The sequence below is a fragment of the Streptomyces sp. NPDC021019 genome, assembly GCF_044333295.1.
Lineage (GTDB): Bacteria > Actinomycetota > Actinomycetes > Streptomycetales > Streptomycetaceae > Streptomyces.
This window is the reverse complement of the sequence record NZ_JBIRQR010000006.1, coordinates 109,799-136,798: the sequence shown is the minus strand read 5'-3', so window position 1 is coordinate 136,798 and position 27,000 is coordinate 109,799. Positions and strand designations below refer to the sequence as shown.

At 71.0% G+C, this 27,000-nt stretch carries 23 protein-coding genes; 11 read left to right on the top strand and 12 right to left on the bottom strand.

Translation table 11 applies throughout. The features are described from left to right. Both ACH4RG_RS27830 and ACH4RG_RS27825 read left to right on the top strand, forming a co-directional pair. The gene (locus tag ACH4RG_RS27830; RefSeq protein WP_397922272.1) at nucleotides 1-1,677 is read left to right on the top strand and encodes an AMP-binding protein; all 1,677 of its coding nucleotides are present in this window, start codon (nucleotides 1-3) and stop codon (nucleotides 1,675-1,677) included. After that, the gene (locus tag ACH4RG_RS27825; RefSeq protein WP_397931028.1) at nucleotides 1,674-3,329 is read left to right on the top strand and encodes an AMP-binding protein; all 1,656 of its coding nucleotides are present in this window, start codon (nucleotides 1,674-1,676) and stop codon (nucleotides 3,327-3,329) included. Before ACH4RG_RS27830 ends, ACH4RG_RS27825 begins: the two co-directional genes overlap by 4 nt. 279 nt (nucleotides 3,330-3,608) lie before the next feature. Here the strand turns inward: ACH4RG_RS27825 and ACH4RG_RS27820 are convergent, their stop codons facing one another. From ACH4RG_RS27820 to ACH4RG_RS27805, 4 genes are all read right to left on the bottom strand, one after another. After that, on the bottom strand, nucleotides 3,609-5,411 hold the full coding sequence (locus tag ACH4RG_RS27820; RefSeq protein WP_397931031.1) for a SpoIIE family protein phosphatase: 1,803 nt from the start codon (nucleotides 5,409-5,411) through the stop codon (nucleotides 3,609-3,611). Between the two features lie 253 nt (nucleotides 5,412-5,664). Further along, nucleotides 5,665-5,862: a hypothetical protein gene (locus tag ACH4RG_RS27815; RefSeq protein WP_397922278.1), complete on the bottom strand. Its 198-nt coding sequence runs from the start codon at nucleotides 5,860-5,862 to the stop codon at nucleotides 5,665-5,667. Between the two features lie 9 nt (nucleotides 5,863-5,871). Beyond that, entirely contained in the window at nucleotides 5,872-6,501 is a 630-nt protein-coding gene (locus ACH4RG_RS27810; RefSeq protein ID WP_397922280.1) for a GNAT family N-acetyltransferase, read from the bottom strand. Nucleotides 6,502-6,640: 139 nt separating this feature from the next. Beyond that, nucleotides 6,641-7,345: a hypothetical protein gene (locus ACH4RG_RS27805; RefSeq protein ID WP_397922282.1), complete on the bottom strand. Its 705-nt coding sequence runs from the start codon at nucleotides 7,343-7,345 to the stop codon at nucleotides 6,641-6,643. A gap of 262 nt (nucleotides 7,346-7,607) precedes the next feature. On the opposite strand from ACH4RG_RS27805, the gene gcl reads away from it, so the two are divergent. Continuing rightward, nucleotides 7,608-9,392, top strand: coding sequence for a glyoxylate carboligase (gene gcl / locus ACH4RG_RS27800; RefSeq protein ID WP_398540422.1), 1,785 nt, complete (start codon nucleotides 7,608-7,610; stop codon nucleotides 9,390-9,392). A 644-nt stretch (nucleotides 9,393-10,036) separates the two neighbouring features. On the opposite strand, the gene ACH4RG_RS27795 is transcribed toward gcl, so the two are convergent. From ACH4RG_RS27795 to ACH4RG_RS27760, 8 genes are all read right to left on the bottom strand, one after another. Beyond that, nucleotides 10,037-11,494: a catalase gene (locus ACH4RG_RS27795; protein WP_397922286.1), complete on the bottom strand. Its 1,458-nt coding sequence runs from the start codon at nucleotides 11,492-11,494 to the stop codon at nucleotides 10,037-10,039. A gap of 227 nt (nucleotides 11,495-11,721) precedes the next feature. Further along, nucleotides 11,722-12,615, bottom strand: a complete 894-nt coding sequence (locus ACH4RG_RS27790; protein ID WP_397931033.1) for a 2-hydroxy-3-oxopropionate reductase — start codon at nucleotides 12,613-12,615, stop codon at nucleotides 11,722-11,724. A gap of 79 nt (nucleotides 12,616-12,694) precedes the next feature. After that, entirely contained in the window at nucleotides 12,695-13,534 is an 840-nt protein-coding gene (locus tag ACH4RG_RS27785; RefSeq protein ID WP_398540421.1) for a TIM barrel protein, read from the bottom strand. A gap of 215 nt (nucleotides 13,535-13,749) precedes the next feature. Next, a complete protein-coding gene (locus ACH4RG_RS27780; protein WP_398540420.1) occupies nucleotides 13,750-15,207 on the bottom strand; it encodes a cellulose binding domain-containing protein in 1,458 nt (485 codons plus the stop codon). A gap of 37 nt (nucleotides 15,208-15,244) precedes the next feature. After that, nucleotides 15,245-16,861 (bottom strand): beta-N-acetylhexosaminidase, encoded by a 1,617-nt coding sequence (locus tag ACH4RG_RS27775; RefSeq protein ID WP_398162795.1) that lies wholly within the window; start codon nucleotides 16,859-16,861, stop codon nucleotides 15,245-15,247. Nucleotides 16,862-16,918: 57 nt separating this feature from the next. Continuing rightward, nucleotides 16,919-17,764 (bottom strand): carbohydrate ABC transporter permease, encoded by an 846-nt coding sequence (locus tag ACH4RG_RS27770; protein WP_397922296.1) that lies wholly within the window; start codon nucleotides 17,762-17,764, stop codon nucleotides 16,919-16,921. Beyond that, on the bottom strand, nucleotides 17,761-18,744 hold the full coding sequence (locus ACH4RG_RS27765) for a carbohydrate ABC transporter permease (protein WP_398540419.1): 984 nt from the start codon (nucleotides 18,742-18,744) through the stop codon (nucleotides 17,761-17,763). Before ACH4RG_RS27765 ends, ACH4RG_RS27770 begins: the two co-directional genes overlap by 4 nt. Before the next feature lie 76 nt (nucleotides 18,745-18,820). Next, nucleotides 18,821-20,089 (bottom strand): extracellular solute-binding protein, encoded by a 1,269-nt coding sequence (locus tag ACH4RG_RS27760; RefSeq protein ID WP_397922300.1) that lies wholly within the window; start codon nucleotides 20,087-20,089, stop codon nucleotides 18,821-18,823. A gap of 289 nt (nucleotides 20,090-20,378) precedes the next feature. Here ACH4RG_RS27760 and ACH4RG_RS27755 point away from each other — a divergent pair, with 289 nt between their 5' ends. From ACH4RG_RS27755 to ACH4RG_RS27720, 8 genes are all read left to right on the top strand, one after another. Further along, entirely contained in the window at nucleotides 20,379-21,218 is an 840-nt protein-coding gene (locus ACH4RG_RS27755) for a GntR family transcriptional regulator (RefSeq protein ID WP_398540418.1), read from the top strand. A gap of 125 nt (nucleotides 21,219-21,343) precedes the next feature. Further along, nucleotides 21,344-22,588 carry a lactonase family protein gene (locus ACH4RG_RS27750; protein ID WP_397922304.1) on the top strand — a complete coding sequence of 415 codons (1,245 nt, stop codon included), beginning with the start codon at nucleotides 21,344-21,346 and terminating at the stop codon, nucleotides 22,586-22,588. Nucleotides 22,589-22,699: 111 nt separating this feature from the next. Further along, entirely contained in the window at nucleotides 22,700-22,948 is a 249-nt protein-coding gene (locus ACH4RG_RS27745) for a hypothetical protein (RefSeq protein ID WP_026291122.1), read from the top strand. Continuing rightward, entirely contained in the window at nucleotides 22,948-23,394 is a 447-nt protein-coding gene (locus ACH4RG_RS27740; RefSeq protein WP_398540417.1) for a helix-turn-helix domain-containing protein, read from the top strand. The genes ACH4RG_RS27745 and ACH4RG_RS27740 overlap by 1 nt, the downstream gene beginning before the upstream one ends. Before the next feature lie 224 nt (nucleotides 23,395-23,618). Then, nucleotides 23,619-24,155, top strand: a complete 537-nt coding sequence (uraD, locus tag ACH4RG_RS27735; protein ID WP_397922306.1) for a 2-oxo-4-hydroxy-4-carboxy-5-ureidoimidazoline decarboxylase — start codon at nucleotides 23,619-23,621, stop codon at nucleotides 24,153-24,155. Between the two features lie 20 nt (nucleotides 24,156-24,175). Then, the gene (gene uraH, locus ACH4RG_RS27730; protein WP_397922308.1) at nucleotides 24,176-24,565 is read left to right on the top strand and encodes a hydroxyisourate hydrolase; all 390 of its coding nucleotides are present in this window, start codon (nucleotides 24,176-24,178) and stop codon (nucleotides 24,563-24,565) included. A gap of 7 nt (nucleotides 24,566-24,572) precedes the next feature. Then, nucleotides 24,573-25,496 (top strand): factor-independent urate hydroxylase, encoded by a 924-nt coding sequence (pucL, locus tag ACH4RG_RS27725; RefSeq protein WP_329161286.1) that lies wholly within the window; start codon nucleotides 24,573-24,575, stop codon nucleotides 25,494-25,496. A 68-nt stretch (nucleotides 25,497-25,564) separates the two neighbouring features. Further along, the gene (locus tag ACH4RG_RS27720) at nucleotides 25,565-26,968 is read left to right on the top strand and encodes a nucleobase:cation symporter-2 family protein (RefSeq protein ID WP_398540416.1); all 1,404 of its coding nucleotides are present in this window, start codon (nucleotides 25,565-25,567) and stop codon (nucleotides 26,966-26,968) included. The last annotated feature ends 32 nt before the right edge of the window (nucleotides 26,969-27,000 follow it).

The window sequence follows — 27,000 nt, the reverse complement described above, 5'->3', positions numbered from 1 at the left end:
ATGTCGGCAACCAGCGCTACCGAGACGTTCCGGGCCGCCCGGGACTTCCTGCTGGAGCACCGCGAGGACTACGAGCGGGCCTACGCGGGCTTCCGCTGGCCCCGGGCGGATCACTTCAACTGGGCCCTGGACTGGTTCGACGTCATCGCCGAGAACAACGACCGCACCGCCCTGCACATCGTGGAGGAGGACGGCCGGCGCGCCGAGGTGTCCTTCGCGGCGATGTCGGAGCGCTCCGACCGGACCGCCAACTGGCTGAAGGAACAGGGCGTACGGGCGGGCGACCGCGTCCTCGTGATGCTCGGCAACCAGGTCGAGCTGTGGGAGACCGCCCTCGCCGCGATGAAGCTGCGCGCGGTCGTCATCCCCGCCACCCCGCTCCTCGGCCCCGCGGACCTGCGCGACCGGGTGGAGCGCGGCCGGGTGCGCCATGTGCTGGTGCGGGACGCGGACACCGCGAAGTTCGACGAGGTACCCGGGGACTACACCCGGATCGCGGTGGGCGAGGAGGTGGCGGGCTGGCTGCCGTACGCGGGAGCCGCCGAGACGTCCGCCGCGTTCGCACCGGTCCGGGAGACGGACGCGGACGAGCCGCTGATGCTCTACTTCACCTCCGGCACCACTGCCAGCCCCAAACTGGTCGAGCACACCCATGTGTCCTACCCCGTGGGGCACTTGGCGACGATGTACTGGATCGGACTCAGGCCGGGCGACGTCCATCTCAACATCTCCTCGCCCGGCTGGGCCAAGCACGCCTGGTCCAATCTCTTCGCGCCGTGGACCGCCGAGGCCACCGTCTTCATCTTCAACTACACCCGCTTCGACGCGGGCCGTCTGATGGCCGAGATGGATCGCTCGGGCATCACGAGCTTCTGCGCCCCGCCCACCGTCTGGCGGATGCTCATCCAGGCCGACCTGAGCCAGTTGAAGGTCCCGCCGCGCGAGGTCGTCGCGGCCGGAGAGCCGCTGAACCCGGAGGTCATCGAGACGGTCCGGCGGGAGTGGGGCGTCACCATCCGCGACGGGTTCGGCCAGACGGAGACCGCCGTCCAGGTCGCCAACACCCCCGGCCAGCTTCTCAAGACCGGCTCCATGGGACGGCCGAGCCCCGGCTTCACCGTCGAACTGCTCGACCCGGTCAGCGGTCAGCCCGGGGCGGCCGAGGGCGAGATCTCCCTCGATCTGGCCGACCGCCCCGTCGGCCTGATGACCGGCTACCACGGCGACCCGGACCGCACCGCCGAGGCGATGGCCGGCGGCTACTACCGCACCGGGGACATCGGCGCACGTGACGCGGACGGCTACATCACCTATGTGGGCCGCGCCGACGACGTGTTCAAGGCCTCCGACTACAAGATCTCCCCGTTCGAGCTGGAGAGCGCCCTGCTGGAGCACGAGGCGGTCGCCGAGGCCGCCGTCGTACCCGCCCCCGACCCGCTCCGCCTCGCCGTCCCGAAGGCGTACGTCGTGCTCGCGGAGGGCTGGGAGCCCGGGCCGGACACCGCGAAGGTCCTCTTCGAGCACTCCCGGGCGGTCCTCGCCCCGTACAAACGCATCCGCAGGCTGGAGTTCGCGGAGCTGCCCAAGACCGTGTCGGGCAAGATCCGCCGCATCGAGCTGCGCGAACGCACCGCCCTGGGCTCCGGCGCCGAGTTCGACGAGGGGGACCTCACATGAGCAGTCCGTCCTACGCACACGGTGTCGGCTCCACCGCCCTGCTCGGCGACACCATCGGCCGCAACCTCGACCGGACCGCCGCGTCACACGGCGACCGCGAGGCGCTGGTCGACGTGGCGTCGGGCCGGCGCTGGACGTACAGCGAATTCGTCGCGGACGTCGATGTGTTGGCCCGCGCCCTGATGGCGTCGGGGGTGGCGAAGGGCGACCGGGTCGGCATCTGGGCGGTCAACTGCCCGGAGTGGGTGCTCGTCCAGTACGCCACGGCCCGGATCGGGGCCGTGATGGTCACGATCAACCCCGCCTACCGCGCGCACGAGGTGGAGTTCGTCCTCCAGCAGGCCGGCGTCTCCCTGCTGGTCGCTTCGCTCTCCCACCGCACCAGCGACTACCGCGCCCTCGTGGAACAGGTCCGCTCCGCCTGCCCCGGCCTGCGCTCCGTCCACTACATCGGCGACCCGACCTGGGACGAGCTGACCGCCGCCGCGCCCGTCGTCACCCGGGAGCGCCTGGCCGCCCGCGAGGCGGAGCTGTCCTGCGACGACCCGATCAACATCCAGTACACCTCGGGCACCACGGGCTTCCCCAAAGGGGCGACGCTCTCCCACCACAACATCCTCAACAACGGGTATTCCGTCGGGGAGACGATCGCGTACACGGAGGTCGACCGGGTCTGCCTCCCGGTGCCCTTCTACCACTGCTTCGGCATGGTGATGGGCAACCTCGCCAGCACCTCGCACGGTGCCTGCATCGTGATCCCGGGCCCGTCCTTCGAGCCCGCCGCCGTGCTGGCCGCCGTCCAGCAGGAGCGCTGCACCTCGCTGTACGGCGTGCCCACCATGTTCATCGCCGAACTGAACCTGCCGGACTTCGCCGGGTACGACCTCTCCTCGCTGCGCACCGGGATCATGGCCGGTTCGCCCTGTCCGGCCGAGGTGATGAAGCGCGTCGTCGCCCAGATGCACATGGCCGAGGTGTCCATCTGCTACGGGATGACGGAGACGTCCCCGGTCTCCACCCAGACCCGCCGCGACGACGATCTGGATCGCCGCACCGGCACGGTGGGCCGCGTGCTGCCGCACATCGAGGTCAAGGTCGTCGACCCGGTCACCGGCGTCACGCTGCCGCGCGGCACCGCCGGCGAGCTGCGCACCCGCGGCTACAGCGTGATGCTCGGCTACTGGGACCAGCCCGACCGTACCGCCGAGGTCGTCGACGCTGGTCGGTGGATGCACACCGGGGACCTCGCGGTGATGCGCGAGGACGGATACGTCCAGGTCGTCGGCCGGATCAAGGACATGATCATCCGGGGCGGCGAGAACGTGTACCCGCGGGAGATCGAGGAGTTCCTGTACGGCCATCCGAAGGTCGCCGACGTCCAGGTGGTCGGGGTGCCGGACGAGCGCTACGGCGAGGAGATCCTGGCCTGCGTCATTCCCCGGGACCCCGCCGACCCGCCCACCCTGGAGGAGATCTCCGCGTACTGCCGGGAGCGGCTCGCGCACTACAAGATTCCGCGCAGGCTGCGGATCCTGGAGACCTTCCCGATGACGGTGAGCGGAAAGGTCCGCAAGATCGAACTGCGCGAGGCGTACGCGGACGGAGAACCCGGGTTCGGTCCTGGTGCGCCAAGCTGGGCCCATGACGAGTAGGGGTGGGCCGTAGCGGCCATGGCCTGGGGTGTGATGGCGGTGCTGTTCGTGGGGTGGCCCTGTGGGCGGGAGCGTAGTACGGAACCCCGACTCCTCCACCACAGGCAGCCCGGGCCGGGAAGCCATGTGCTCCCACCTCGGCCACGCCCTCCTGGACGCCGCCGTCTGCTGGGCAGCAGGAGCAAGGCAGGAGGAACTGCTCCATGACCATGCGCTCGCGCCGGCTTCTGCGGTGCTGACCACCCGCTTCACGAAAGCACGGGGCTAGGTCCACGGCTGTCAGCTGCGGTCCGGGACCGAGGACGGCATGTTCTGTTCCGCCCAGACCACCTTGCCGGTGACCGTGCGGGACGAACCCCAGCGCCGGCACAGCATGTTGATGAGCTGAAGGCCCCGTCCGCCCTCGTCGCTGAGGCCCGCGTGCTGGATCTGGGGCAGGTCGGGGCCGGTGTCCGACACCTCCACGACGAAGCGTTCCCCGCGCAGCAGCCGCAGCTCGCCCGGGCCGTTCCCGTAGCGCAGTGCGTTGCCGACCAGTTCGGAGACGACGAGCTCGGAGACGTCGGCGAGTTCATCGAGCCCCCACGCGGCGAGCTGGCCGGTGACGAGGCCACGGGCGACCGAGGCGGCCCGGCCGTCCCGCGGCAGCTCCCACACCCGCAGGTCCCCCGCCGGGAGTGCGGTGCTCGTGGTGACGAGGAGCACCGCCTCGTCGAACCGGGCGGCGGCGGCCGGGGCGCGCTCCACCAGACCGCCCTTCTCCAACGAACCGGGCGGCAGGCTCAGCGCCGCCGCGCGCAGCCGGTCCAACTGGGCGTCCACGTCCTCGTCCCGGGACTTGATCAGACCGTCCGTGTACATGACCAGGTGGGCGCCGTCCGGGACGCGCAGCCGCAGGGGGTCGTACGGGATCACGCCCGCCCCCAGCGGCGCGCCGGTCGGCACCGGGACGAGGTCGGCGGCGCCCTGCCCGTCGAGGAGCAGCGGCGGCAGGTGCCCGGCGCTCGCCAGCGTGTAGGAGGAGTCGGCGGGGTCGTAGACCGCGCACAGGCAGGTGGCGACCTGCTCGTCCTCCAGGTCGCGGGTGGCCAGGTCGAGTCGCGCGAGGATCCGCTCGGGAGTCATGTCGAGAGTCATCAGCGTGCGGGCCACCGTCCGTAGGCGCCCCATGGTGGCGGCGGCGGGCAGCCCGTGCCCCATCACGTCGCCCACCATCAGGGCCGTCCGTCCGCCGGGCAGGGCCATCACGTCGTACCAGTCCCCGCCCACGCCGTGATGCGCCGCCGCGGGCGCGTACTCGGAGTGCACCCGCAGGCCCGGCGTCGCCGGGGTGACGCGCGGCAGCAGGGAGCGCTGCAACGAGACGACGTGCTCGCGCTCCCGCCCGTACAGACGCGCGTTGTCGATGAAGACCGCCGCCTTGGAGGCGAGCTGCTCCGCCAGCGCCAGGTCGGTGGTGGAGAACGGTGGAGTTCCGCGGCCGCGCACGAAGTCGGCGCTGCCGAGCAGCAGCCCACGGGCGATCAGGGGCACGGCCAGGTAGCTGTGCACGCCGGCGGCACGCAACTGCGCGGCGGCGCTCGCGGTGGGTGCGACGTGGATGAAGTCGTCGTCGCGCACCCTGCTCAGCAGGACCGGCTTGCCCTGCCGGAGGACGTACCGGTGGAGCAGCGTCTCGTGCGGCTGGTGGGTGTGCACGTAGATCTCGCCCACCGGCGTCGGCTCCAGGTTGGAGAGCTCCTCGATGGCGCACAGCGCCGTGGCCCGCATCTGCGGGATGCCGGACTCGGTCTTCCGGGAGCCCTCGTCGCCGCGCAGGACGCTCTCGAGGATGTCCACGGCCGCCCCGTCGGCGAAACGGGGCACGGTGAACTCGGCGAATTCCTGTGCGGTGCGCTCCAGGTCCAGGGTCGTGCCGATGCGGGAGCTGGCGGAATTGAGCCAGGCGAGACGGCTGCGTGTGGTGAACCGGTCCGGCGGCAGGACGCCTCTGCTCCGGCGGAACCGCACGTTCGGGCCGGTGGAGCGTCGCCCGGCGGAGCCCCGGCCGGGCAGGCGCCGTTTACCACTGCCGGCGTTCACTCTTCCGCCTCCAAAGAGGATTCGACGCCTCCTGGTGCCCAGTGTGCACCGGAAACGGCTGCGGCACCTCCCGGTACCCCCGGTGCGGCCCACTGGTGCGGGGACTGTGCCCCGGCGCCCGTTCCCGGTCCTCCTGGTCCGGCGGAGGCACGCGGACGTCCCCCGGACGGGGCCGACACCTCCCGTTGGGGACCCTGAGTCAGTCAGGCGGTGGGTCGGACCCCGCCGGAGAACTCTCCCTCCATCCTCACTGTCAGGCGGCTTCGATGATGTCGGGGCCGCCCCGGGTCGCCGCCGCCCATTCGATGAGCAGCACCTCGTACGCGGCGGCCTCCCCCTCGGACCACTCCTGCCCGGAGGCGTCGACGAGGGCGCGGATCGCCTCGTTGGCCTGCTCGGCGGCGGGCGCGGGGCGGTCTGCGGGGAAGGCGCTGTCGGGGAGTAATGCCATGCGCACAGCTTACGGGCTGCCACTGACAGCAACGGCTTCCGAGGTGTCCGGCACCCCCGAGGTGCCCGGCATGCGCGGAATCTTCGCGGTTCCCGCAGCGCCCGACGGCCGGGCGGCGGGCGCCAGTTCGCGCCGCATGCAGACCCGGGGCCAGCGGTCCAGTCCGTGCTGGGCCTCCTCGGCGCGGATCGCGCGCAGTCCGTCGGTGAGTTCGCGCTCGGCCAGGACACGGAAGCCGATACGGGTGTAGTACGGGGCGTTCCACGGCACATCGGTGAAGGTGGTCAGGGTGAGAGCCGCCATGCCCCGGGCCGCGGCCAGGCCGGCGAGGTGGGCGATCAGGTCCCGGCCGATGCCCCGGCGGGCGGCGGCGGGGTCGACCGAGACCTGCTCGATGTGCAGGGCGTCGTCGACGGGGTCGGCGAGCACGTACCCGAGCGGCCGGTCGCCGGTGGCGGAGAGGGGGTCGGAGGCCACCCAGCAGCGGCCTGCCAGCCGGTAGCTCTCCAGCAGGTCGAGCGGGGGCGGATCGTCGTCGGCCACGAAGGCCATGCCCAGGTCCCGGAACGGTTCCCCTGCGGCGCGCTCGATGTCCTGGAGCAGCGGGAGATCCGAGCGTCTGGCGGAGCGGATACGCATGCACTCAGTGTGCCGCGCCGGACGGTGGACCGGTACGCGGTGGCCGGATATGGGCGTCCGGCCGACAGCACCCGGGTACCAGCGTGCTCCCCGGATCCTCTCCGGAGTCGCACCCCGGGATCCTCGCGCAGGGCACCGCTCAGGCGCCCGTGCTCACCAGCTCGTCCGCGGGGCTGTTCACCGGCTGCGGGGTTCCGGTGAGGTCCATGACGAAGAGCGGGAGGCCGACGCCGTCCGCGCGGGCCCGGGCGTCGGCCGCGTATCCCGCGAGGGAGAAGAACACGCCGGTCACCGACGCGCCCAGCGCGTTGAGCCAGAGGGTCTCGACCGCGCGCAGCGTCGTCGGCCGGGTGCTGGAGTCGACCCGCGCGATCAGCCCGTCGGCCCGCAGGTCGATACCGGAGGCCGGGCCCGCCCCGGGCCGGCCGACGTCGCGGTAGCCCAGCCAGGTCAGATAGAGGCCGGCCGCGCTCACCGCGTCGTGGCCCGTGCGGATCGTCATCGGCCGGAAGGGCGGGCGCGGGTGTGCGGCGGTGCGGGGAAGAGGGATGTGGGCGGGGGAGACCGGTGGGGCCGGCGCGGCGGCCACCGGGCGCACCGGGATCCGCAGGACGGCCCCGCACGGACAGCACAGCTCGGGCTGGGGCCACTGGTTCTCCCGGGCGCAGGACGCGCAGCGGGCGGTGACCCACGCGTCGTTCCAGCTGCGGTGGGTCACCGGCGCCGCCGGGGCGTCCCGCAGCAGCGGCGGTGCGGTGGGCGTTCCGCACGGGCAGGGGTAGGCCGGTGTCCTGTAGGCGTGGTCCCGGCCGCAGACAGGGCACCGTACCGGCACGGACTCCACGATCGTCTCCCTCCGGCACGGACGGGCGCGGCCGACTGCGCTCCGTGCCTCCCTCGTCACCCCATCGTCCACCAGGAGCGAGGCTCTGGGGAGGGGATTGGCGGACTTCATAGGGGCGGGCGGCCGTCCGCGCCCTTGACGAGGGTCGCCGCACGTTTTAGATTGCTTCCGTATAGCAGAACTGAATTTCCGTAATGCGGAATTGGTGCTCTCAGGTGGCGCGACAGAGCCCGACTCCACCAATCCCGAGCAGGAGCACTCAATGCCTCGTATGACCGCTGCCCGAGCGGCAGTTGAGATCCTCAAGCGCGAAGGCGTCATCAACGCGTTCGGTGTGCCGGGTGCGGCGATCAACCCCTTCTACGCGGCCCTCAAGGCCTCCGGCGGGGTGCAGCACACACTGGCCCGGCACGTCGAGGGCGCCTCCCACATGGCCGAGGGTTACACCCGGGCCAAGGCCGGCAACATCGGCGTCTGCATCGGGACGTCGGGCCCGGCGGGCACCGACATGATCACCGGTCTGTACTCCGCCATCGCCGACTCCATCCCGATCCTCTGCATCACCGGCCAGGCCCCGACCGCCGTGCTGCACAAGGAGGACTTCCAGGCCGTCGACATCGCGTCGATCGCCAAGCCGGTCACCAAGGCGGCGACGACCGTCCTGGAGGCCGCGCAGGTCCCCGGCGTCTTCCAGCAGGCCTTCCACCTGATGCGTACCGGCCGGCCCGGCCCGGTCCTCATCGACCTGCCGATCGACGTCCAGCTCACCGAGATCGAGTTCGACCCCGAGCTGTACGAACCCCTCCCGGTCCACAAGCCCGCGGCCTCCCGCAAGCAGATCGAGCGGGCGATCCAGATGCTGAACGCCTCGGAGCGCCCGGTGCTCGTCGCGGGCGGCGGCATCATCAACGCCGACGCCTCCGAACTCCTGGTGGAGTTCGCCGAGCTGACCGGCGTCCCGGTCGTCCCGACCCTGATGGGCTGGGGCATCCTCCCCGACGACCACGAGCTGAACGCCGGCATGGTGGGCCTCCAGACCTCGCACCGCTACGGCAACGCGAACTTCCTGGAGTCCGACTTCGTCCTCGGCATCGGCAACCGCTGGGCCAACCGCCACACCGGCAAGCTGGACGTCTACACCCAGGGCCGCACCTTCGTCCACGTCGACATCGAGCCCACCCAGCTCGGCAAGATCTTCGCCCCGGACCTCGGCATCGCCTCCGACGCCAAGGCCGCGCTGGAGCTCTTCGTCGAGGTGGCGCGCGAGCTGAAGGCCGCGGGCGAGCTGAAGGACCGCTCGGCGTGGGCCGCGTCCACGCAGGAGCGCAGGGCGACCCTCCAGCGCCGCACCCACTTCGACAACGTGCCGCTCAAGCCGCAGCGCGTGTACGAGGAGATGAACCGGGCGTTCGGCCCCGAGACCCGTTACGTCACCACGATCGGGCTCTCCCAGATCGCCGGCGCGCAGATGCTGCACGTCTACAAGCCGCGTCACTGGATCAACTGCGGCCAGGCGGGCCCCCTCGGCTGGACGATCCCGGCCGCGCTGGGCGTCGCCACCGCGGACCCGGAGGGCACGGTCGTCGCGCTCTCCGGCGACTACGACTTCCAGTTCATGCTGGAGGAGCTGGCCGTCGGCGCGCAGCACCGCATCCCGTACGTCCACGTCCTGGTGAACAACTCCTACCTGGGGCTCATCCGCCAGGCGCAGCGCAACTTCGACATCGACTTCCAGGTCAACCTGGAGTTCGAGAACCTCAACTCCCCGGAGCTGGGCGTCTACGGCGTGGACCACGTCAAGGTCGTCGAGGGGCTCGGCTGCAAGGCGATCCGGGTCACCGAGCCGGACCAGCTGCTGCCGGCCTTCGAAGAGGCGAAGAAGCTCGCAGCGGAGTTCCGGGTGCCGGTGGTCGTCGAGGCGATCCTGGAGCGGGTCACGAACATCGCGATGAGCGGCAGTGACATCGCGTCGGTCAACGAGTTCGAGGACATCGCGACGGACGCGTCCCACGCGCCCACCGCGATCCGCCCCCTGACCGTGTCCTGACGGACCGACCCACCCGCCACAGCCGACAGGCCCCCGCCCCGGGTTCCTCCCCGGGGCGGGGGCCTGTCGCGGTTCGGGCGGGCCTCTTCCGCCTGCCGACGATGTCCTCAACCGCCGGACGGGCTGGATGCGTGCCGCCCCAGCCTGTGCCCGCACCAGTCCAGGCCGTCCGGCGTTTGAGGACGGAAGCCTCGCGGGGGAGGGGCCGCGCCGCTCCAGCCCGCACGGCGTTTGAGGACGGACCCCTCGGGCGGGACGGGCCGAACTCCGCAGGCGGGGTTCAGAGGGTGTCCCTCACGCGGGGAGCGGCTGCTCCGGAGCCACGGTTCCGTCCTCGAGCGCCGGACGGGCTGAGGGTGCGGGCCGATCCGTGCCCGCCCACGCGGAAGGGCGCGGAGTACGGGACCGTATCCGTACTCCGCGCCCTCGTTCGGGGAGCGACAGAGGTGTCGCCGGGTGACAGGGACCGCGGCGGCGGCGATCGGCCCGGGGCGGGCGTCTCCTTCAGGTCAGGAGACGGCCCCCGGGTCCTTCACCACCGCACTGGCATCGCTCGACCGCCGCGGCCTCGTCGTCCTGCCCGTGCCGCGCGGCACCCCTCATCCGGGTGCGCGGTACGGGCAGGGGCCCATGGAAGGGGAGACTCAGTCCTCGCGCAGGGCGCGGACGGCCTCCTCGACGCGCTTGCCGTAGTCGGCGTCGGCGGCGTGGAAGTGGGCGAGGTTCTTCTCGATCACGTCGTCGCGGGTGACCTGCGAGAGGCCTCCGGCGATGTTCGCGACCAGGCGGCCCTTCTCGTCCTCCGACATGAGCCGGAAGAGTTCGCCCGCCTGGAAGAAGTCGTCGTCCTTGGCGTGCGCGGGCGCCTCGTGCGTGCCCGTCCAGCCGTGGATCGCCAGCGGGGCGGCGAGCGCCGCGTCGGTCTGCGCCGGACCGGCGTACGAGTTGGGCTCGTAGTTCTTGTCGTGGCGCGAGCCGTTGCGGGTCGCGTGGACGCCGTCGCGGCCGTAGTTGTCGACGACTGCGGTGCGCGGCGCGTTCACCGGCAGGTGGGTGTGGTTGACCCCCAGGCGGTAGCGGTGCGCGTCCGCGTAGGCGAAGAGCCGGCCCTGGAGCATCTTGTCCGGGGACGGGCCGATGCCGGGCACGAAGTTGTTCGGGGAGAACGCGGCCTGCTCGACCTCGGCGAAGACGTTGTCCGGGTTGCGGTCCAGGACCAGGCGGCCGACCCGCTGGAGCGGGTAGTCGCTGTGCGGCCACACCTTGGTGAGGTCGAACGGGTTGAACCGGTAGTCGGCGGCGTCGGCGGCCGGCATCACCTGGACGTGCAGCGTCCAGGAGGGGTTGACGCCGCGCTCGATGGCCTGGAGCAGGTCCGTCTGGTGCGAGTTGGCGTCCTTGCCGACGAGCTCGGCGGCCTGGTCGGCGGAGAGGGACCGCACGCCCTGGTTCGTCTTGAAGTGGTACTTGACGAAGAAGGCCTCGCCCGCGGCGTTCGTCCACTGGTAGGTGTGCGAGCCGTAGCCGTTCATGTGACGGTACGAGGCGGGGATGCCGCGGTCGCCCATCAGCCAGGTGACCTGGTGCGTCGCCTCGGGGGCGTGCGCCCAGAAGTCCCAGACGTTGTCCGGCTCCTGCTTGCCCGTGAACGGGTCGCGCTTCTGCGAGTGGATGAAGTCGGGGAACTTGATCGGGTCCTTGATGAAGAACACCGGGGTGTTGTTCCCGACCAGGTCGTAATTGCCCTCGTCCGTGTAGAACTTGAGGGCGAAGCCGCGCGGGTCGCGGACCGCGTCCGCGCCGCCGAGCGAGTCGGCGACGGTCGAGAAGCGGATGAACGTCTCGGTGCGCTTGCCCACCTCGGAGAGGAAGTCGGCGCGGGTGAAGCCCGTGACGTCGTCGGTCACCTCGAAGTAGCCGTACGCGCCGGAACCGCGGGCGTGCACCACGCGCTCCGGGATGCGCTCACGGTTGAAGCGGGCGAGCTTCTCCAGGAGGTGCTGGTCCTGGAGGAGGATCGGTCCACCGACACCGGCGGTGGCGGAGTTCTGGTTGTCGGCGACCGGGGCGCCTGACTCGGTCGTGAGCACACGCTTAGCCATGTGGCGGGATGACCTTTCGTACGAGCTGCTGACGGCTTGAGGAGCGTAGATTCGCCGCGAAGTAACGTCAACAGTTTGTTGAAAACGAAGTGTGTGGTTCCGGGCCGCGGCAGCGCCTGGGCGCGACAGGACAGGTGTCAGCGCCACCGCGGCCCGGAGATCAGGGGGCCCGTTGTACGGGCCGTGGCCCCGTACGAGGCCAGGGGCTCCTTGCGGAGCCGGAGGGGTCAGACCTGGGAGCCGGACAGCCGCTCGACCGAGCGCAGCAGCGCCGAGTGGTCCAGGCCGCCGTCGCCCTGGGCGCGCAGCGAGGCGACCAGCTGGGCGACCACACCGCCGACGGGCAGGGCCGCGCCGACGTTGCGGGCGGCGTCCGTGACGATGCCCATGTCCTTGTGGTGCAGGTCGATCCGGAAGCCGGGAGCGAAGTCCCGCTTCAGGAAGTTGTCCTTCTTGCGGGTCAGCACGGTCGAGCCGGCCAGACCGCCGTTGAGGACGTCCAGGGCGGCGGCGAGGTCGACGCCGGACTTCTCCAGGAAGACCACGGCCTCGGCGCAGGCCTGGATGTTGACCGCGACGATCAGCTGGTTGGCCGCCTTCACCGTCTGGCCGGAGCCGTGCGGGCCGCAGAGCACGATGGTCTTGCCCAGCGCCTCCAGCAGCGGCTTCGCGGCGTCGAAGTCCGCCTGCTCGCCGCCGACCATGATGGACAGGACCGCCTCGATGGCGCCGGCCTCGCCGCCGGAGACCGGCGCGTCCAGGACCCGGATGCCCTTCTCCGCCGCGTTCCTGGCGAGGTCCACGGAGGTCTGCGGGGTGATGGAGGACATGTCCACCAGCAGGGCGCCGCGCCTGGCGTTCTCCAGGATGCCGTCGGGGCCGTAGGCGATGGCCTCGACCTGCGGGGAGGCGGGCACCATCGTGATGACGACGTCAGCGTCCCTGACCGCGTCCGCGATCGAGGAGGCGCCGGTGCCGCCGGCCGCGACCAGGCGGTCGACCTTGTCCTGCTCCAGGGTGTATCCGGTGACGTCGTAACCGGCCTTGACCAGGTTCTCGGACATGGGGGAGCCCATGATGCCGAGGCCGATCCACGCAACCTTGGGGAGGTTGTTGCTCATGAGGGTGCCTTCCTGAAAAACGTGTGTACGTAAGGGGGTTGGGCTCGACCGGCGGTCGGCCCGGCCCGCCTGCGACCGGTCAGCGGGCCGCTCGGGCCGACATCGGGAGCCAGTCGAAGGACTCCGCGCTCGGCCGGTCGCCCGGCTTGTACTCCAGGCCGACCCAGCCCGCGTAGCCGGCGTCCTTCAGCTCGTCGAGGAGCTGCTCCAGCGGGAGCGAGCCGGTGCCCGGCGCGCCGCGGCCGGGGTTGTCGGCGATCTGGACGTGGCCGGTCTTCGCGGCGTACGCCTTGATGACCTGGCTCAGCTCCTCGCCGTTCATCGAGAGGTGGTAGAGGTCCAGCAGGAACTTGGCGTTCCCGAGGCCCGTCGCCGCGTTCACCTTGTCGACGACCTCGATCGCGGCCGGTGCGCTGACCAGCGGATAGAGCGGTGACTCCGGCTTGTTGAGGGTCTCGACGAGGAGGATCGCCCCGATCCGGTCCGCCGCGCGGGCGGCCAGCACCAGGTTCTCCAGGGCGAGCGCGTCCTGCACCACCGGGTCCGCGCCCTCGACGCGGTTGCCGTACAGCGCGTTGAGCGCCGTGCAGCCGACCGAGGCGGCGAAGTCGGCCGCCACCTCGATGTTGGCGCGGAAGCGGTCCGACTCCGTGCCGGGCACGGAGAGCGCGCCGCGGTCGGGGCCGGGCAGCTGTCCGGCGTAGAAGTTCAGCCCCACCAGCTGGGTGCCGGCGTCGTCGAGCGCCTTCTTGAGGGCGTCGAGCTCCGCCTGCGGAGGGGTGGGGGTCTCGATCCAGGGCCACCACAGCTCGACCGCCGTGAAGCCCGCCGCGGCGGCTGCCGCGGGGCGCTCCAGGAGCGGGAGTTCCGTGAAGAGGATCGAAAGGTTCACATCGAAGCGCTGGTCCGGGTATCCCATGAGGATGTCGGCGCTCCTTCCGTATTGCGGAAGTTAGTTTCTGCTTAACGGAAGATTGCCCGGAGGGTGGCGGGGCTGTCAAGGGGTACCGGGAAATTCGCCGCGGCCGACGGCGCCCGGAATCGGTGGCGCGGGTGCCTCCGGGCATACGAAAGCGGGGTGGGGGCCGCTCCCGGCCCCCACCCCGCCCGGCTCTCACGCCGTACGGCCGCCCGCTATCCGGCCGGAACCGTGTCCTCGAAGCTCGTCCCCGCACCCCGGTACGCCCCGACCATCGCGTTGACCTGCGCCGGGGTCAGCACCTGGTCCTTCACGTGCAGGACGTAGTCCACCTGCTGGTCGTAGGCGCGGGGCGTGGTGCTCGGCTGCCCCTGGAGGTCGATCAGCCACTGGTTGAAGTTGATCGACATCGGCCGCTCGGGCAGATAGGCCGCCCCGTGCGTCCCGAAGTGCTGCCCGTCGACGTAGTACGTGATCTCGTCGTCGTCGATGGTCACCACCAGGTCGTGCCAGCCCGCGTACGACTGCCGGACCTCGCTGTGCGCGTTGACCGCCTCCCACGGGTCGGGCCGGTAGGTCTCCCACGACGTCGTGTAGAGGATGTTCGCGGGCTCGCCCCAGCCTCCGTTGGGCAGGTACTCGAAGTCGTACTCCGCGTAGTCGTCCGCCATCGGCGCCTTGAGATCGTTGATCGTGAAGAACGTCTGCACGATCCGGTCGCCGTCCGGGCCCGAGCGGGGCGCGTCGCTGAACTTCACCCGGGACGCGTACGTCCCGTTCTTGAACTTCATCGACTTGGTCAGGATCTCGGTGTGCTTGGTCGAGGCCCCCGTGCCGGCCGTCGAGGTCTCCAGGTTCATCACCGAGTTTCCGCCCTGGTCGGCGAAAGTGACGTTCTCGGCCGCCCAGGTCGCCCCCGGCACCCCCGGACCGCCGGAGTTGGACCGCACGCTCCAGCCGTTCGCGTTGATCGCCGGGTCGGTGTGGGAGCTGTAGTCGAAGTCGTCGAACAGCGTCGGCGCGTCCCCCGGCGGGTCCGTCGGGTCCGGCGGGTCGGTCGGGCCGTCGCCCCCGGGCGCCTCGCCCCACACGGTCGCCCCGGAGACATGAGCGGTCACCTTGGACCAGTCGCCGTACGCCGCCCTGTCCGCGCCGAAGGAGTAGTCGTCGGACTGGACGAGCGGGGCCCAGGAGCTCTGGTGGAAGCGGAGCTGCATGTCTCCGGTGTCCGCCCCCGGCGCCAGCGAACCGGCCCCGGCCGTGAAGCCGATCTCCAGATAGCGGTCGGCCGTGCCGGTCGGGTTGGCGGGCGTCCCGAACGTACCGGTGATGTTCGCGCACCCCTTCACCGCCCAGGAACAGGCGAACCGGTAGGCGGCGGAGGACGCGTCGGCCTTGAAGTAGTAGCGCACCTTGACGCTGCTCAGCGGTACGGAGGCGGAGCCGGTGTTACGGACCTTCAGCCACGGCTCGCTCTGGTCGGCGCTCGCGCCGGACGCGCTCGTGCGGTACTGGACGACGATCCCGTCCACCGCGGCGGACGCCGAGGAGGGCAGGGCGGCCAGACCGGTGGCGGCCAGGGCCACAGCGGCGGCCGAGGCGGCGGCGGTGCGCAGCCTGGACCCGCGCGGATTCCCGCCTGAGGTGTTCACTTTCCTGCGTGCTGTGTTCACGGGTGTGTTCCTCTCCGGAACGGTGGTGGGGGAGTGGCTACGAGTGGGGTCGCGCTGTTCCTGAGGACGGGGACGGGGACGCGTACGCGGCTGTCGCGAGCGACGGCGCGTCCAGCGGGCGGTAGGGGACGCCCAGGGCGTCCAGCCGGGCGGTGTGGTGACGCAGCCGCTCGACGAACCCCGGCCAGTCGCCGCGCCCGCCGGACCAGGACCGGTCGGCCAGCGCGCAGAGCCGTGGGTAGCTGAGGTACTCGATCTCCTCGGGGGTGCGGGCGTACTCGGTCCACAACTGGGCCTGGGTTCCGAGCACTCGCGCCCGGTCCGCCTCCGGCCAGTCCAGCGGCGCCGGTTCGTAGCCGTGGACCGTGTGCAGGGGGACCGGCGCCCCGGGCTGGGCGACCGGCTCGGACGGGTCGCCGGACTGGGCGTAGTCGAGGTAGGTCGCCCGGTGGTGCGCGGCGATCACCTGGTGGCCCCGGTGCGCGGCGGCCCGCGCGTGCGAGGAGTCCCGCCAGGTCATCACCGTGAACTCCGGGGGGAGTTCGGCGCCGTTCTCGACCCAGCCGAGCGGAATGCGGCCGCGCTCCACGAGGAACGCCCCGACCCGGCCCATGAACCAGCCGTGCAACGCCGCCGGGTCCGCCAGCCCCAGCGCCGCCGCGCGTTTCCGGGCGGCCGGGCTCTCCTCCCACTCGGTGGTCGGGCACTCCTCGCCCCCGATGTGGATGTACGGCGACGGAAAGACGTCCATCACCTCCTCCAGCACGGCCCGGCAGAAGTCGAAGACCTCCTCGTGCACGCCGAGGATCGTGTCGCACACCCCCCAGCGGGTCCACACGTCCAGCTGACGCCCGGGGTGGTTGCCCAGCTCCGGGTAGGCGGCGAGCGCCGCCCGCACATGACCGGGCATCTCGATCTCGGGTACGACGGTGACCCCGCGCTCCGCCGCGTACCGCACCAGGCCCCGCAACTCCGCCTTGGTGTAGGAACCTTCGTGCGGAACCGTGTCGAAGTGCGCCCCGTCCGGGCCGGTCGGGCCCTGCTGCGACCGGACCCGCCGGGAGCCGACCGAGATCAGCCGGGGGTAGGCGTCGACCGGTATCCGCCAGCCCTGGTCGTCGGTGAGGTGCAGGTGCAGGACGTTCAGCTTGTGCAGCGCCAGCAGGTCCACGTACCGGCGCAGATAGCCGACCGGCTGGAAGCGCCGCGCCACGTCCAGCATCGCCCCGCGCCACGGCCGGTCCGGCACGTCGGTGATCTCGACGCACGGCAGCTCCCAGGACCCGGCCCCCGAGGCCCCGCCCGACAGGGCCTCGGCGGGCAGGAGCTGGCGGATCGTCTGGACGCCCCGGAGCAGCCCGGTGAGGTGCGCGGCACGCAGTTGGAGGGCCTGCCGGGCGACCGTCAGCCCGTACCCCTCCTCGCCGAGGCCGCCGAGGCGGTCGTCCAGGGCGAGGACGACCCGGCCGTCCGACGCCGGCGCCAGGGGGAGCCCGGCCGCGCGGCCGACCAGGGAACGCAGCAGGTCCGCCGCCGGCTCCGCGCCCGGCAGCGCCCGGACGGTGGTGTCCCGGTCGAGGGTGAGCCGGCCGCCGAGCGAGGAGACCCTGGTGGGCCGGGGAAGGAGGGCGAGGTCGGGGCGCGATGCGGGCACGGCGGTCTCCGGATTCGGTTCGCGGGCGGGCGGGGAGAGGTGGGCGTCTTGCGCTGCTCAGCCCTTGACGGCGCCGGCGGCGAAGCCGGACGTGACATGGCGCTGGAGCAGCAGGAAGATCACCAGGGCGGGCAGCGCGAAGAGGGTGGAGGCGGCCATCGTGGCGCCCCAGTCGGTACCGAAGGTGTTCTGGAAGGACGACAGCCACACCGGCAGCGTCCGGTTGTCCTGCTGCTTGATGATCAGGAAGTTGGCGTAGGCGAACTCGTTCCAGGCGGTGATGAAGCCGAACAGCGAGGTCGCCATGAGCCCCGGCGTCAGCAGCGGCATCGCCACCCGCCAGAACGCCCCGGTCCGCGTGCACCCGTCGACCTGCGCGGCCTCCTCCAGCTCGGGTGGGATCGTCCCGATGAAGCCGCGCAGCACCACGACGGTGAACGGCAGCGTGATCATGAAGTAGACCAACGTCAGCGTCGGCAGCCGGTCGAGCATGTCGGTGTCCCGGGAGATGATGTAGACGGGGATGATCAGCGACTCCCACGGCGCCATCTGCGCGATGAAGATCATCAGCATGAACTGCCGCCGGCCCTTCCACCGCATCCGCGCCACGGCGTACGCCGCGCCCAGGGCCACGAGCAGCGCCAGCAGTACCGCCCCCAGCGTGACCAGGATGCTGTTGCGCCAGAACAGCGCGAAGCCGTCGGCCTCCACCGCCCGTCGGAAGTGGTCGAGCGTCCAGGTGTGCGGGAAGAACCGCGGGTCGGGGGACCGGATGTCCTTGGACGGCTTGAAGGCCGTGGAGATCATCCAGTACACGGGGAAGAGGCAGACGACGACGGTCACGGCGGCGGCGATGTTCAGCGGAAGGCGCCGGAGCCGAGGGCGTACGACAGGTGGGTTCACCGGGACTCGTCCTCCTGGCGGAGCATCTGGCGGAAGTACAGGACGAGCACCCCGGACATCAGGACCACCGTGACCATCGAGGCCGCGGAGCTGAGGTCGTACCGCTGACCGGAGAGCGCCGTCTGGACCGCGTAGACGGGCAGGATCGTCGTGGCGTCACCCGGGCCGCCCCGCGTCATCACCCAGATCTGGACGAACGCCTTGAAGGTCCAGATCACCTCCAGCGAGACGACCAGCAGGAAGATCGGCCGCAGCATCGGGAAGGTGACCGAACGGAAGATCCGTGCCGCGCCCGCCCCGTCCAGCCGCGCCGACTCGTACAGCTCCAGGGGCACGGTGGTCAGCGCCGAGTACAGGGTGATCGCGGCGAACGGCACCGACTGCCAGACGATCAGCGTCACCAGGATCGCGAAGGCGGCCGTGCCGTTCGCGAACCACGGGTATCGGTCGAAGGACGCGAAGCCGAGCGAGGTCAGCGACTGGTTGACGATGCCGAACTCCGAGTGGAACAGCCACTGGAAGACCGTGGTCGCCGCCACCACCGGCATCGCCCAGGCCAGCACCAGCGAACACAGCACCACCGTCCGCCCGATCCGGCCCAGCCGCTCCACCATCAGGGCGACCAGGGTGGCGATCACCATGATCAGGGCGACGTTGACCGCCATGAAGAGGAAGGTGCGGCGCACCACCTCCCAGAACCGGGGATCCGCCAGCAGCGTCCGGTAGTTCCGCAGACCTACGAACTCCGCGTCACCGGTGATCAGTTGGCGTAGCCGGAAGTCCTGGAACGAGATCAGGACGGCCCGCACCAGCGGGTAGACCAGCAGATACAGCATGCCGCCGACAGCGGGGGCGACCAGGGCGTACGGCCAGCGGCTCCGCGTCCTGGCCCGCGGGGACGGGTCCTTGCGCCCGGCGGGGCGCGGGACGGGACGCCGCCGGGGTGTGCGGGGTGCGGTCCGTTGGTCGACGACCGGCACGGCACGCCTCCTTCCGTGCTGCTGAAGCGGTTCGTGCTGCTGAAGTGGTTCGTGCTGCCGTGGTGGCGGATCGGGGTCAGGAGCCGGCGTTCATGGCCCGGGTGATGTCCGCCGAGGCCTTCGCCGCCTCCTTCGCCGGATCGCCCCCGGTGAGCACGGCCGTCATGTAGTCCTTGATCGGGTTCTCGGCCTCGACCGCCGCCCAGCCCGGGGTGTTGGGCGTCGCGTGCCCGTTGGCCGCGCCGACCGCCATCGCGGCGGCACCCGGGTCGTCGGCCACGGCGGACGCCAAGGAGGTCCGGTTCGGCACGTAGCTCATGGCGACGGCGAGCTTCTTCTGCCAGGTGTCCCCGGTCAGCTCCTTGATGAAGGCGACCGCCTCGTCGGGGTGGGCCGCCGCGGCCGGCACGACCAGGTCGGAGCCGCCGGTGAAGACCGCGCCCGGGGTGTCCGCGGTCTTGCCCGGGATCGGGAAGAAGGCGAGCTTGCCCGCCAGTGCGGGGTTCTGCTCCGCGATGACCTTGGCCCCGCCGGGGGTCTGGATGACCTGGGCCACCTGCCCCTGGGCCATCACCTCGACCTGCGGCGGGTCGTCCTCGTCGGAGTCCTTGGGACCCTTGCCGAGCGCCTGGAGCTCCTTGTAGAACGCCATGCCCCGCAGCGCCTCGGGGGTGCCCAGCGCGCCGGACCACTTCCCGTCGGACTCCGCGGCGAGGTCGCCGCCCTCGTCCCAGATGAACCCGGCCAGCGCGTACCAGAGCTGTCCGGGCAGGTAGATGCCCTGTGTGCCGCCCGTGTTGAGCTTGGTGGTGGCGTCGATCCACTGCTCACGGGTCTTGATCGCCGTCGCGTCGACGCCCGCCTTCTCGAAGAGGTCGGTGCGGTAGACGACCACCCGGTTCGCCGCGTAGTACGGGATGCCGTACTGCTTGCCCTCGTAGGAACCCGGCTCGGCCAGGCCGCTCAGCCAGTCCCGGCCGTTCAGCTCCTCGGTGCGGTCGCTGAGGTCGAGCAGTCCGCCGCTCTCCGCGAACTGCGCCACCTGGGTGTTACCCGCCTCGATGACGTCCGGGGCGTCGTTGCCGGCCAGGGCGGCGGTGATCCTCTCGCCGATCCCGTCCCACTCCTGGATCTGGATCTTCACGTCGATCGTCGGGTGGCGTTTCTCGAAGTCCGCGGCGAACTCCTTCTGGAACCCGTCCGAGACGCTGTCGCGCATCAGCCAGACGTCCACCGTCGTCCGGCCGCCCCCGTTGCCGGAGTCCGTTCCGGACGACGAACTACAGGCACTGAGCGCGGCGGTCAGGACGAGCACGGACCCACCGGCGAGCAAGCGGTACTTCATGGTTCACCTCGGAAGCAGAACGACGGGACTGACCCGACCTGACCTGACCTGACTTGACCACCTGACCAGTTGGGTTCACTGGACAGCTCACCTCTCGATGGGGGTCGAAGGTGGCATAGACCAATGAGGTCGTCAACCCCTCGCGTATGAAGGGGATTTGATGGTCAGGGCGCGGTCGGGCCGCTGATGTCGCTCACGGATGGCGCTACACTTCGCCTGACCAGCAAGCCAGTTCAGCCGCAGTGGTCGACAACTGGTAAGAGAATGCGACCCGTCGGGAGGGGAACACGTGGACGCGGACGTGCCGGGGACGGTGCTCAAACGGGAGCGGACCCGCGATGCCGTGCTGGAGCTGATCGAGTCGCGCAGCCCCGGTGACGCCATCCCCTCGGAGCGCGCCCTGTGCGCCCTGCTCGGCGTATCGCGGCCCACCGTGCGCGCGGCGGCCGACGAGCTGGTCGCCGCCGGGCTCCTGGTGCGCGAGCACGGCCGGGGCATGTTCGTCGCCCCTGCCAAGATCACCCAGGAACTCGTCGCCAGGGACCGGGCGTTGAGCGTGCCGCAGGCGGCGGGCGCCTGGTCGAGCCGACTGCTGGAGTTCACCACGCTCCAGGCGGGGGCCCGCGTCGGCCGCAAGCTGCGGATGTCGCCCGCCGCCGAGATCGTCTACGTGGCGCGGCTCCGGCTGGTCGACGGTGCGCCGATGGCCATCGAGCACCTGCACATCCGGGCCGAGCTGGTGCCGGGCCTCAGTGCGCGGGAGCTGGAGAGCGGCGACCTGTACGAGCATCTGCGCTCCACGCACGGGGTGCACGTCCACGAGGCGGTCCAGGCCATCGAGCCCACCGTCGTCACCCGCGCCGAGGCCGGGCTCCTCGACGTGCCGGAGCTGTCCCCGGCGCTGCTCTTCGAGCGGCTGACCTCCGACACGGCGGGCCGCCCGGTGGAGTACGTCCACTCGCTCTACCGGGGCGACCGCTACCGGATCGTCTCCCGGCTGGCGCTCGGCCCGGCGGCCGAGGTCGCCCCCGACCGGGAGGGGCACCATCCGGGCATCCCGCCGGGGGACTTCGCGCACGGCGACGCCATCGCGTCCTCGACCAGGGGGGACATCCAGGCGGGCGGCTGACCGCCGACCGCCGGTCCCGTTGCGCAGCGCGCAACTGTGGTTGCACCTCTTGTCGAACGGCCGCCGGCTGGGCCAGGGTGGCGGACGCATCCGAAGCAGCCGAACCCCCACACGAGGTGCCTCGCATGAACCCAGCCCCCCACCCGGGCTCCGGCCCCGACCGTTCCGCGCACGGTGACCGTTCCGCCTCCGCCTCCGCACCCGCCTCAGGACTCCCCGGCCGCCGCGGCCTCCTGGGCGGCCTGCTGGCCGGAGCCGCCCTGGCCGCCGTCGGCGCCGCCCCCGCCCACGCCGCGCCGGCCCGAGCCGGGGCCGGCCCGGCCGCCCCGCCCGCCACCCGCCCGCTGCTCCTCGGCACGTACACCTCCGAGGCGGGAGGCGGCGCCGGCATCGGCACCGCCGCGTACGACACCGGCAGCGGCGCGATCACTCCCGGCCCGGTGATCACCGGCGTCGAGAACCCCTCCTACCTGGCCCCGCACCCCTCCGGCGCCACCGTCTACGCGGTCGCCGAGCAGGGCGCGGGCGCGGTCACCGCCGTGGCGATCGCGCCGGACGGGACGTACGAGGTGCTCGGCAGCCGCCCCACCGGCGGCTCCGGCCCCACCCACCTCTCCGTCCACCCGTCCGGACGCTGGCTGCTGAGCGCCAACTACACCTCCGGCAGCGTCGCCGTCCACTCGATCGCCGCGGACGGCTCCCTGGGGGAGCGGACGGACCTGGTCACCCACAGCTCGCCGCCGCCGGGACCCGGCCAGGGCGGACCACACGCCCACCAGGTCGTCACCTCGCCCGACGGCGGTCACATCCTCGCCGTCGACCTGGGCACCGACACCGTGTACACGTACGCGCTCGACGGGTCGGCAGGGACGCTCACCGAGGTCTCCCGGGCCGCTCTGACTCCTGGCTCCGGCCCCCGTCACCTCGCCTTCCATCCCGGCGGGCGCTTCGCGTACCTGGCCTGCGAGCTGGACAACACCCTGGCCGTCTGCGCGTACGACCCCGCCACCGGCGCTCTCACCCCGGGGGCCGGGCAGTCCACCGGCACGGGACCCGGCACCAGCTACCCCGCCCAGCCCGTGGTCACCGGGGACGGGGCGTACGTCTACCTCGCCAACCGGGGCCACAACAGCCTCACCCGTTACGCCGTGGAGAGCGACGGGGCAGCTCTGCGACTGCTGGACACGGTGCCCGTCGGCGGCGACTGGCCCCGACAGCTGGCCCTGTCCCCGGACAGCTCCCTGCTCTTCGCCGCGAACCAGCGCTCCTCCACCGTCACCGTGTTCGGGGTCGGCCCCGACGGCTCTCTCACCGCCGCGGGCACCCCCTTCCCGGCTCCGGTCGCGGTCTGCGTCCTGCCGCTTCCGTGACCACCGCAGCCGGGGGCCCCGCGCGCACCGGAGCGGGGCCCCGTCCAGCGGTTACAGTCGTGGCCGAGCCGCGGGGGCCCGCACCCGGGGCGAGGACATCATGGAGGCACAGTGCGCTTGAGGGTGGAATTCACCACCGAGCCGTTCGATCTCGACGAGGCGCCCGCCCACGCGGTGGTCGCCCGCGAGGTGATCCAGGGCGCCGGGCTCGACGCCGTGGACGTCGGTCCCTTCGGCAACACCGCGGAAGGGGGCGCGGACGAGGTGCTCACCGCCGTGGACTCCCTGCTGCGGCGGGCCCTGGCCTCGGGCGCCACCCGGGTCTCACTCCAGGTGAACGTGATCGAGGGGGACGCGTGATGACCGAATCCGTCGATCACCCCCCGGCCACCGGCGAGACCTCCGCCGCGTCCGATAACCCTTCGGCAACGCTCGACCACCCGCTGGTCTCCGCGGTCAAGCCGCTCGTCGACGCGATGGGCGCGGAGCTGCTGGGCCCGGACCAGGCCCAGCCGGACGATGTCGTACTCGCCTGGGAGGGCCAGGACGTCATAGCCGTACGCCTGCCACAGCTCTCCGACTCGCTGGACCACATCCTCGCCGCGATGGAACGGCGGCACGGGATGCCGCTCGCCGACCTGGACCGCAAGGCCAAGCAGAGCGTCGTCCGGACGCTGGAGGCACGCGGTGCCTTCTCCGTGCGGCACGGAGTCGAGACCGTGGCGAGTGCTCTGGGCGTCTCCAGATTCACGGTCTACAACTACATCAACGCCCAGGAGGAGAAGCGGGCGCAGGGGCGGGGGTAGCGGGCGTAGTTCTCCGTGTACAACTATCTCAACCGGGAACATGCGGCCAAGGGTGAGTAGTTGGCCGAACCCACCGAACACACAGGAAAGCCGCCGTCCGCATACCGGGACGGCGGCTTTCTTCGTTCGCGAGATTTCAACAAAGTGTTGACGTCGTGTTGCGGAGGGCGTTAGCTATCCGCAGCCCGAACAACGCACAGCGAAAAACAGCCACGGAGGCTCCCGTGACTTCGAGCTCCACACCGGGCCTCACCCGGTTCAACACCCTGGCGGACGGCGAGGCCACTCCCGCACTGCACGAGGTGTGTGCCAGTGCGACCTGGGGAAACACCATCCTCGCCGGGCGCCCGTACGCCACCGAAGAAGCCCTGCTCTCCGCGAGCGACGCCGCCATGGCGGAGCTCACCGCGGAGGACCTGGCCGAAGCGATGGCGGGCCACCCGCCGATCGGCCGGCCGAAGCCCGGCGACCCGACCTCCTCCCGCGAGCAGCGGGGGATGGCCGGCGCCTCCGAGGAGCTCAAGACCGAGATGCTCGAACTGAACCTGGCCTACCAGGAGAGGTTCGGCCATGTCTTCCTGATCTGTGCCACCGGCGCCACCGGTGAGCAGATGCGCGACGCGGTGAAGTCCCGGATCGGGAACTCGCCCGAGCAGGAGCAGGAGATCGTGCGCACCGAACTGGGCAAGATCAACCGCATCCGGCTGACCCGTCTCGTGACGGAGACCCTCGCAGAGGGCGCTTCCGCACAGGACTCTTGAGATCTAGGAGAGTGACGGTCTTGAGTACCGACACGACCGCATCGGTGTCCACCCACATCCTGGACACCAGCATCGGCCGCCCCGCCGCGTCCGTCGCCGTCTCGCTCGCCGCCCGCGGCGGAAGCGACGCGCCGTACGTGACGCTCGGAGCGTCCGCGACCGATGCGGACGGGCGCTGCAAGGACCTCCCGGCACTGCCGGAGGGAACAACCCATGTGCGTCTCGAATTCGACACCGAGGCGTACTTTTCCAAGAAGCAAGCCGAGGCGCAGCAGGACGCCCCCCGCGTAAGGGACAGCGGCGCGTTCTTCCCGGAGGTGTCCATCGCGTTCGCGGTGGCCCCGGGCGAGCACTATCACGTACCGCTGCTGCTCAACCCGTTCGGCTACTCCGTTTACCGAGGGAGCTAGCACCGACATGCCCACGATTCTCGGCCAGAACCAGTACGGCAAAGCAGAGAACCGCGTCGTCAAGATCGTGCGGGACGGCGACACCCACCACATCAAGGACCTGAACGTCTCGGTCGCCCTCTCCGGCGACATGGACGATGTCCACTACTCCGGCTCCAACGCCAACGTCCTGCCGACCGACACCACCAAGAACACGGTGTTCGCGTTCGCCAAGGAGCACGGGATCGAGTCCGCCGAGCAGTTCGGCATCCACCTCGCCCGGCACTTCGTCTCCTCCCAGGAGCCGATCCACCGCGCCCGGATCCGGATCGAGGAGTACAGCTGGGAGCGCATCGCGACCTCCGACGGCAACTCGAAGTTCATCGGCGCCGACGAGGTCAAGCACTCCTTCGTCCGCAAGGGCCAGGAGACCCGCGTCTCCCAGATCACCTACGACGGCGAGAACTGGGAGGTCATCTCGGGCCTCAAGGACCTGACGGTGATGAACTCGACCAACTCCGAGTTCTGGGGCTACGTCAAGGACCGGTACACGACGCTCAAGGAGGCGTACGACCGGATCCTGGCGACGGACGTCTCCGCCCGCTGGCGCTACAACTGGACCAGCGACGAGCAGCGGATGCCGAACTGGGAGAAGTCCTACGAGCAGGCGCGCAAGCACATGCTCCACGCCTTCGCCGAGACGTACTCCCTCTCGCTCCAGCAGACCCTGTACCAGATGGGTTCGCGCATCATCAACAGCCGAAGCGAGATCGACGAGATCCGCTTCTCGCTGCCGAACAACCACCACTTCCTGGTGGACCTCGAACCCTTCGGCCTCAAGAACGACAACGAGGTCTACTTCGCGGCGGACCGTCCCTACGGTCTGATCGAGGCCACCGTGCTCCGGGACGGCGTGGAGCCGAAGATCCCGGTCGACATGACCAACCTCTGACGCGGCACTGAACCCGCCCCCGTCCGACCACGGACGGGCGGGGGCCGGTCATCCCGGAGGGAACACCCATGGCACAGCCTGCAACGGGGCCGGCAGAAGGCCCATGCACGACCTCCCCGACCACCGCTGCCGACACGGCGGTTCACCCGGTCGACGAGAAGCTTCCTCCCGCGCGGCTCCTCCCCGCCGCGCTCCAGCACATCGCCGCCATGTACGCGGGCGTCGTCACCCCTCCGCTGATCATCGGCCAGGCTGTCGGCCTGGACACCGCCGGAATGACCCGGCTCATCGCGGCGAGCCTCCTGGTCGCCGGGCTCGCCACCATCCTGCAGACCCTCGGTCTCGGCCGCTTCGCCGGCAACCGGCTGCCCTTCGTCAACGCCGCCTCCTCCGCCGGGATCGCGCCGATGCTCGCCATCGCCGAGACCAGCGCACCCGGTCACCAACTCCCCGCGATCTACGGGGCGGTACTCGTCGCCGGAGCCTTCTGCCTGGCCGTCGGCCCCTTCTTCGGCAGACTGCTGCGCTTCTTCCCGCCGCTCGTCACCGGCGTGGTCATCACCCTCATCGGCGTCACCCTGATGCCGGTCCCGGTCGCCTGGGCGCAGGGAGGCGACGCCACCGCCGCCGACTTCGGCGCCATGAAGTACCTGGCGCTGGCCGCCTTCACGCTCGTCGTCATCCTGCTCATCCAGCGCTTCGGCCGCGGTTTCCTCAAGCAAGTGGCGCTGCTCTTGGGCATGTTCGTCGGCACGCTGGCAGCGATCCCGTTCGGACTCGCCGACTTCTCCGCGCTGAAGTCCGCACCGCTCGCCGCCCTGCCGACCCCCTTCGCCTTCGGCGCGCCGGAGTTCCAGCCGGCCGCCATCCTCTCGCTCTGCATCGTCATGCTCGTCCTGATGACGGAGTCCTCCGCCGGGATGCTCGCCCTCGGCGAGATCTGCGACCGCCGCACCGACGGCCGCACGATCACCCGGGGCCTGCGTACGGACGGCATCGCCACCCTCCTCGGCCCGGTCTTCGGCTCCTTTCCCACCAGCGCCTTCGCCCAGAACGTCGGCGTCGTCTCCCTGACCCGCGTACGCAGTCGGTACGTCGTCGCGGCCGCCGGCGGAGCGCTCGTGGTCCTCGGCGCCTTCCCGGTCCTCGGCGCGGTCGTCTCGCTCGTCCCGATGCCCGTCCTCGGCGGCGCCGGAATCGTCCTCTTCGGCTCCATCGCGGTCAGCGGCATCCGTACGCTCTCCGAGGCGGGCCTGGACGACAGCTCCAACATCATCCTGGTCGCCGTCGCGCTCGGCGCGGGCATCATCCCGCTCGCCGCGCCCACCTTCTACGCCGGATTCCCGGCCTGGGCGCAGACCGTCCTGGGCTCCGGGATCAGTGCGGGAGCACTGGTCGCGGTCGTGCTCAACCTGTTCTTCCATCATCTCGGCACCCACAGCCGCACCGCTGTGGCACTCAAATCCTCCTAGGGTCCTGCCGTGCCCACATCGCCACAGAGAGA

Excerpts from the sequence above, each read along its gene's own strand:
- ACH4RG_RS27830 (WP_397922272.1), top strand. The coding sequence starts at position 1 with ATGTCGGCAACCAGCGCTACCGAGACGTTCCGGGCCGCCCGGGACTTC.
- ACH4RG_RS27825 (WP_397931028.1), top strand. The coding sequence starts at position 1,674 with ATGAGCAGTCCGTCCTACGCACACGGTGTCGGCTCCACCGCCCTGCTC.
- ACH4RG_RS27815 (WP_397922278.1), bottom strand. The coding sequence starts at position 5,862 with ATGGCATTACTCCCCGACAGCGCCTTCCCCGCAGACCGCCCCGCGCCC.
- ACH4RG_RS27810 (WP_397922280.1), bottom strand. The coding sequence starts at position 6,501 with ATGCGTATCCGCTCCGCCAGACGCTCGGATCTCCCGCTGCTCCAGGAC.
- gcl (WP_398540422.1), top strand. The coding sequence starts at position 7,608 with ATGCCTCGTATGACCGCTGCCCGAGCGGCAGTTGAGATCCTCAAGCGC.
- ACH4RG_RS27795 (WP_397922286.1), bottom strand. The coding sequence starts at position 11,494 with ATGGCTAAGCGTGTGCTCACGACCGAGTCAGGCGCCCCGGTCGCCGAC.
- ACH4RG_RS27790 (WP_397931033.1), bottom strand. The coding sequence starts at position 12,615 with ATGAGCAACAACCTCCCCAAGGTTGCGTGGATCGGCCTCGGCATCATG.
- ACH4RG_RS27785 (WP_398540421.1), bottom strand. The coding sequence starts at position 13,534 with ATGGGATACCCGGACCAGCGCTTCGATGTGAACCTTTCGATCCTCTTC.
- ACH4RG_RS27760 (WP_397922300.1), bottom strand. The coding sequence starts at position 20,089 with ATGAAGTACCGCTTGCTCGCCGGTGGGTCCGTGCTCGTCCTGACCGCC.
- ACH4RG_RS27750 (WP_397922304.1), top strand. The coding sequence starts at position 21,344 with ATGAACCCAGCCCCCCACCCGGGCTCCGGCCCCGACCGTTCCGCGCAC.
- ACH4RG_RS27740 (WP_398540417.1), top strand. The coding sequence starts at position 22,948 with ATGACCGAATCCGTCGATCACCCCCCGGCCACCGGCGAGACCTCCGCC.
- pucL (WP_329161286.1), top strand. The coding sequence starts at position 24,573 with ATGCCCACGATTCTCGGCCAGAACCAGTACGGCAAAGCAGAGAACCGC.
- ACH4RG_RS27720 (WP_398540416.1), top strand. The coding sequence starts at position 25,565 with ATGGCACAGCCTGCAACGGGGCCGGCAGAAGGCCCATGCACGACCTCC.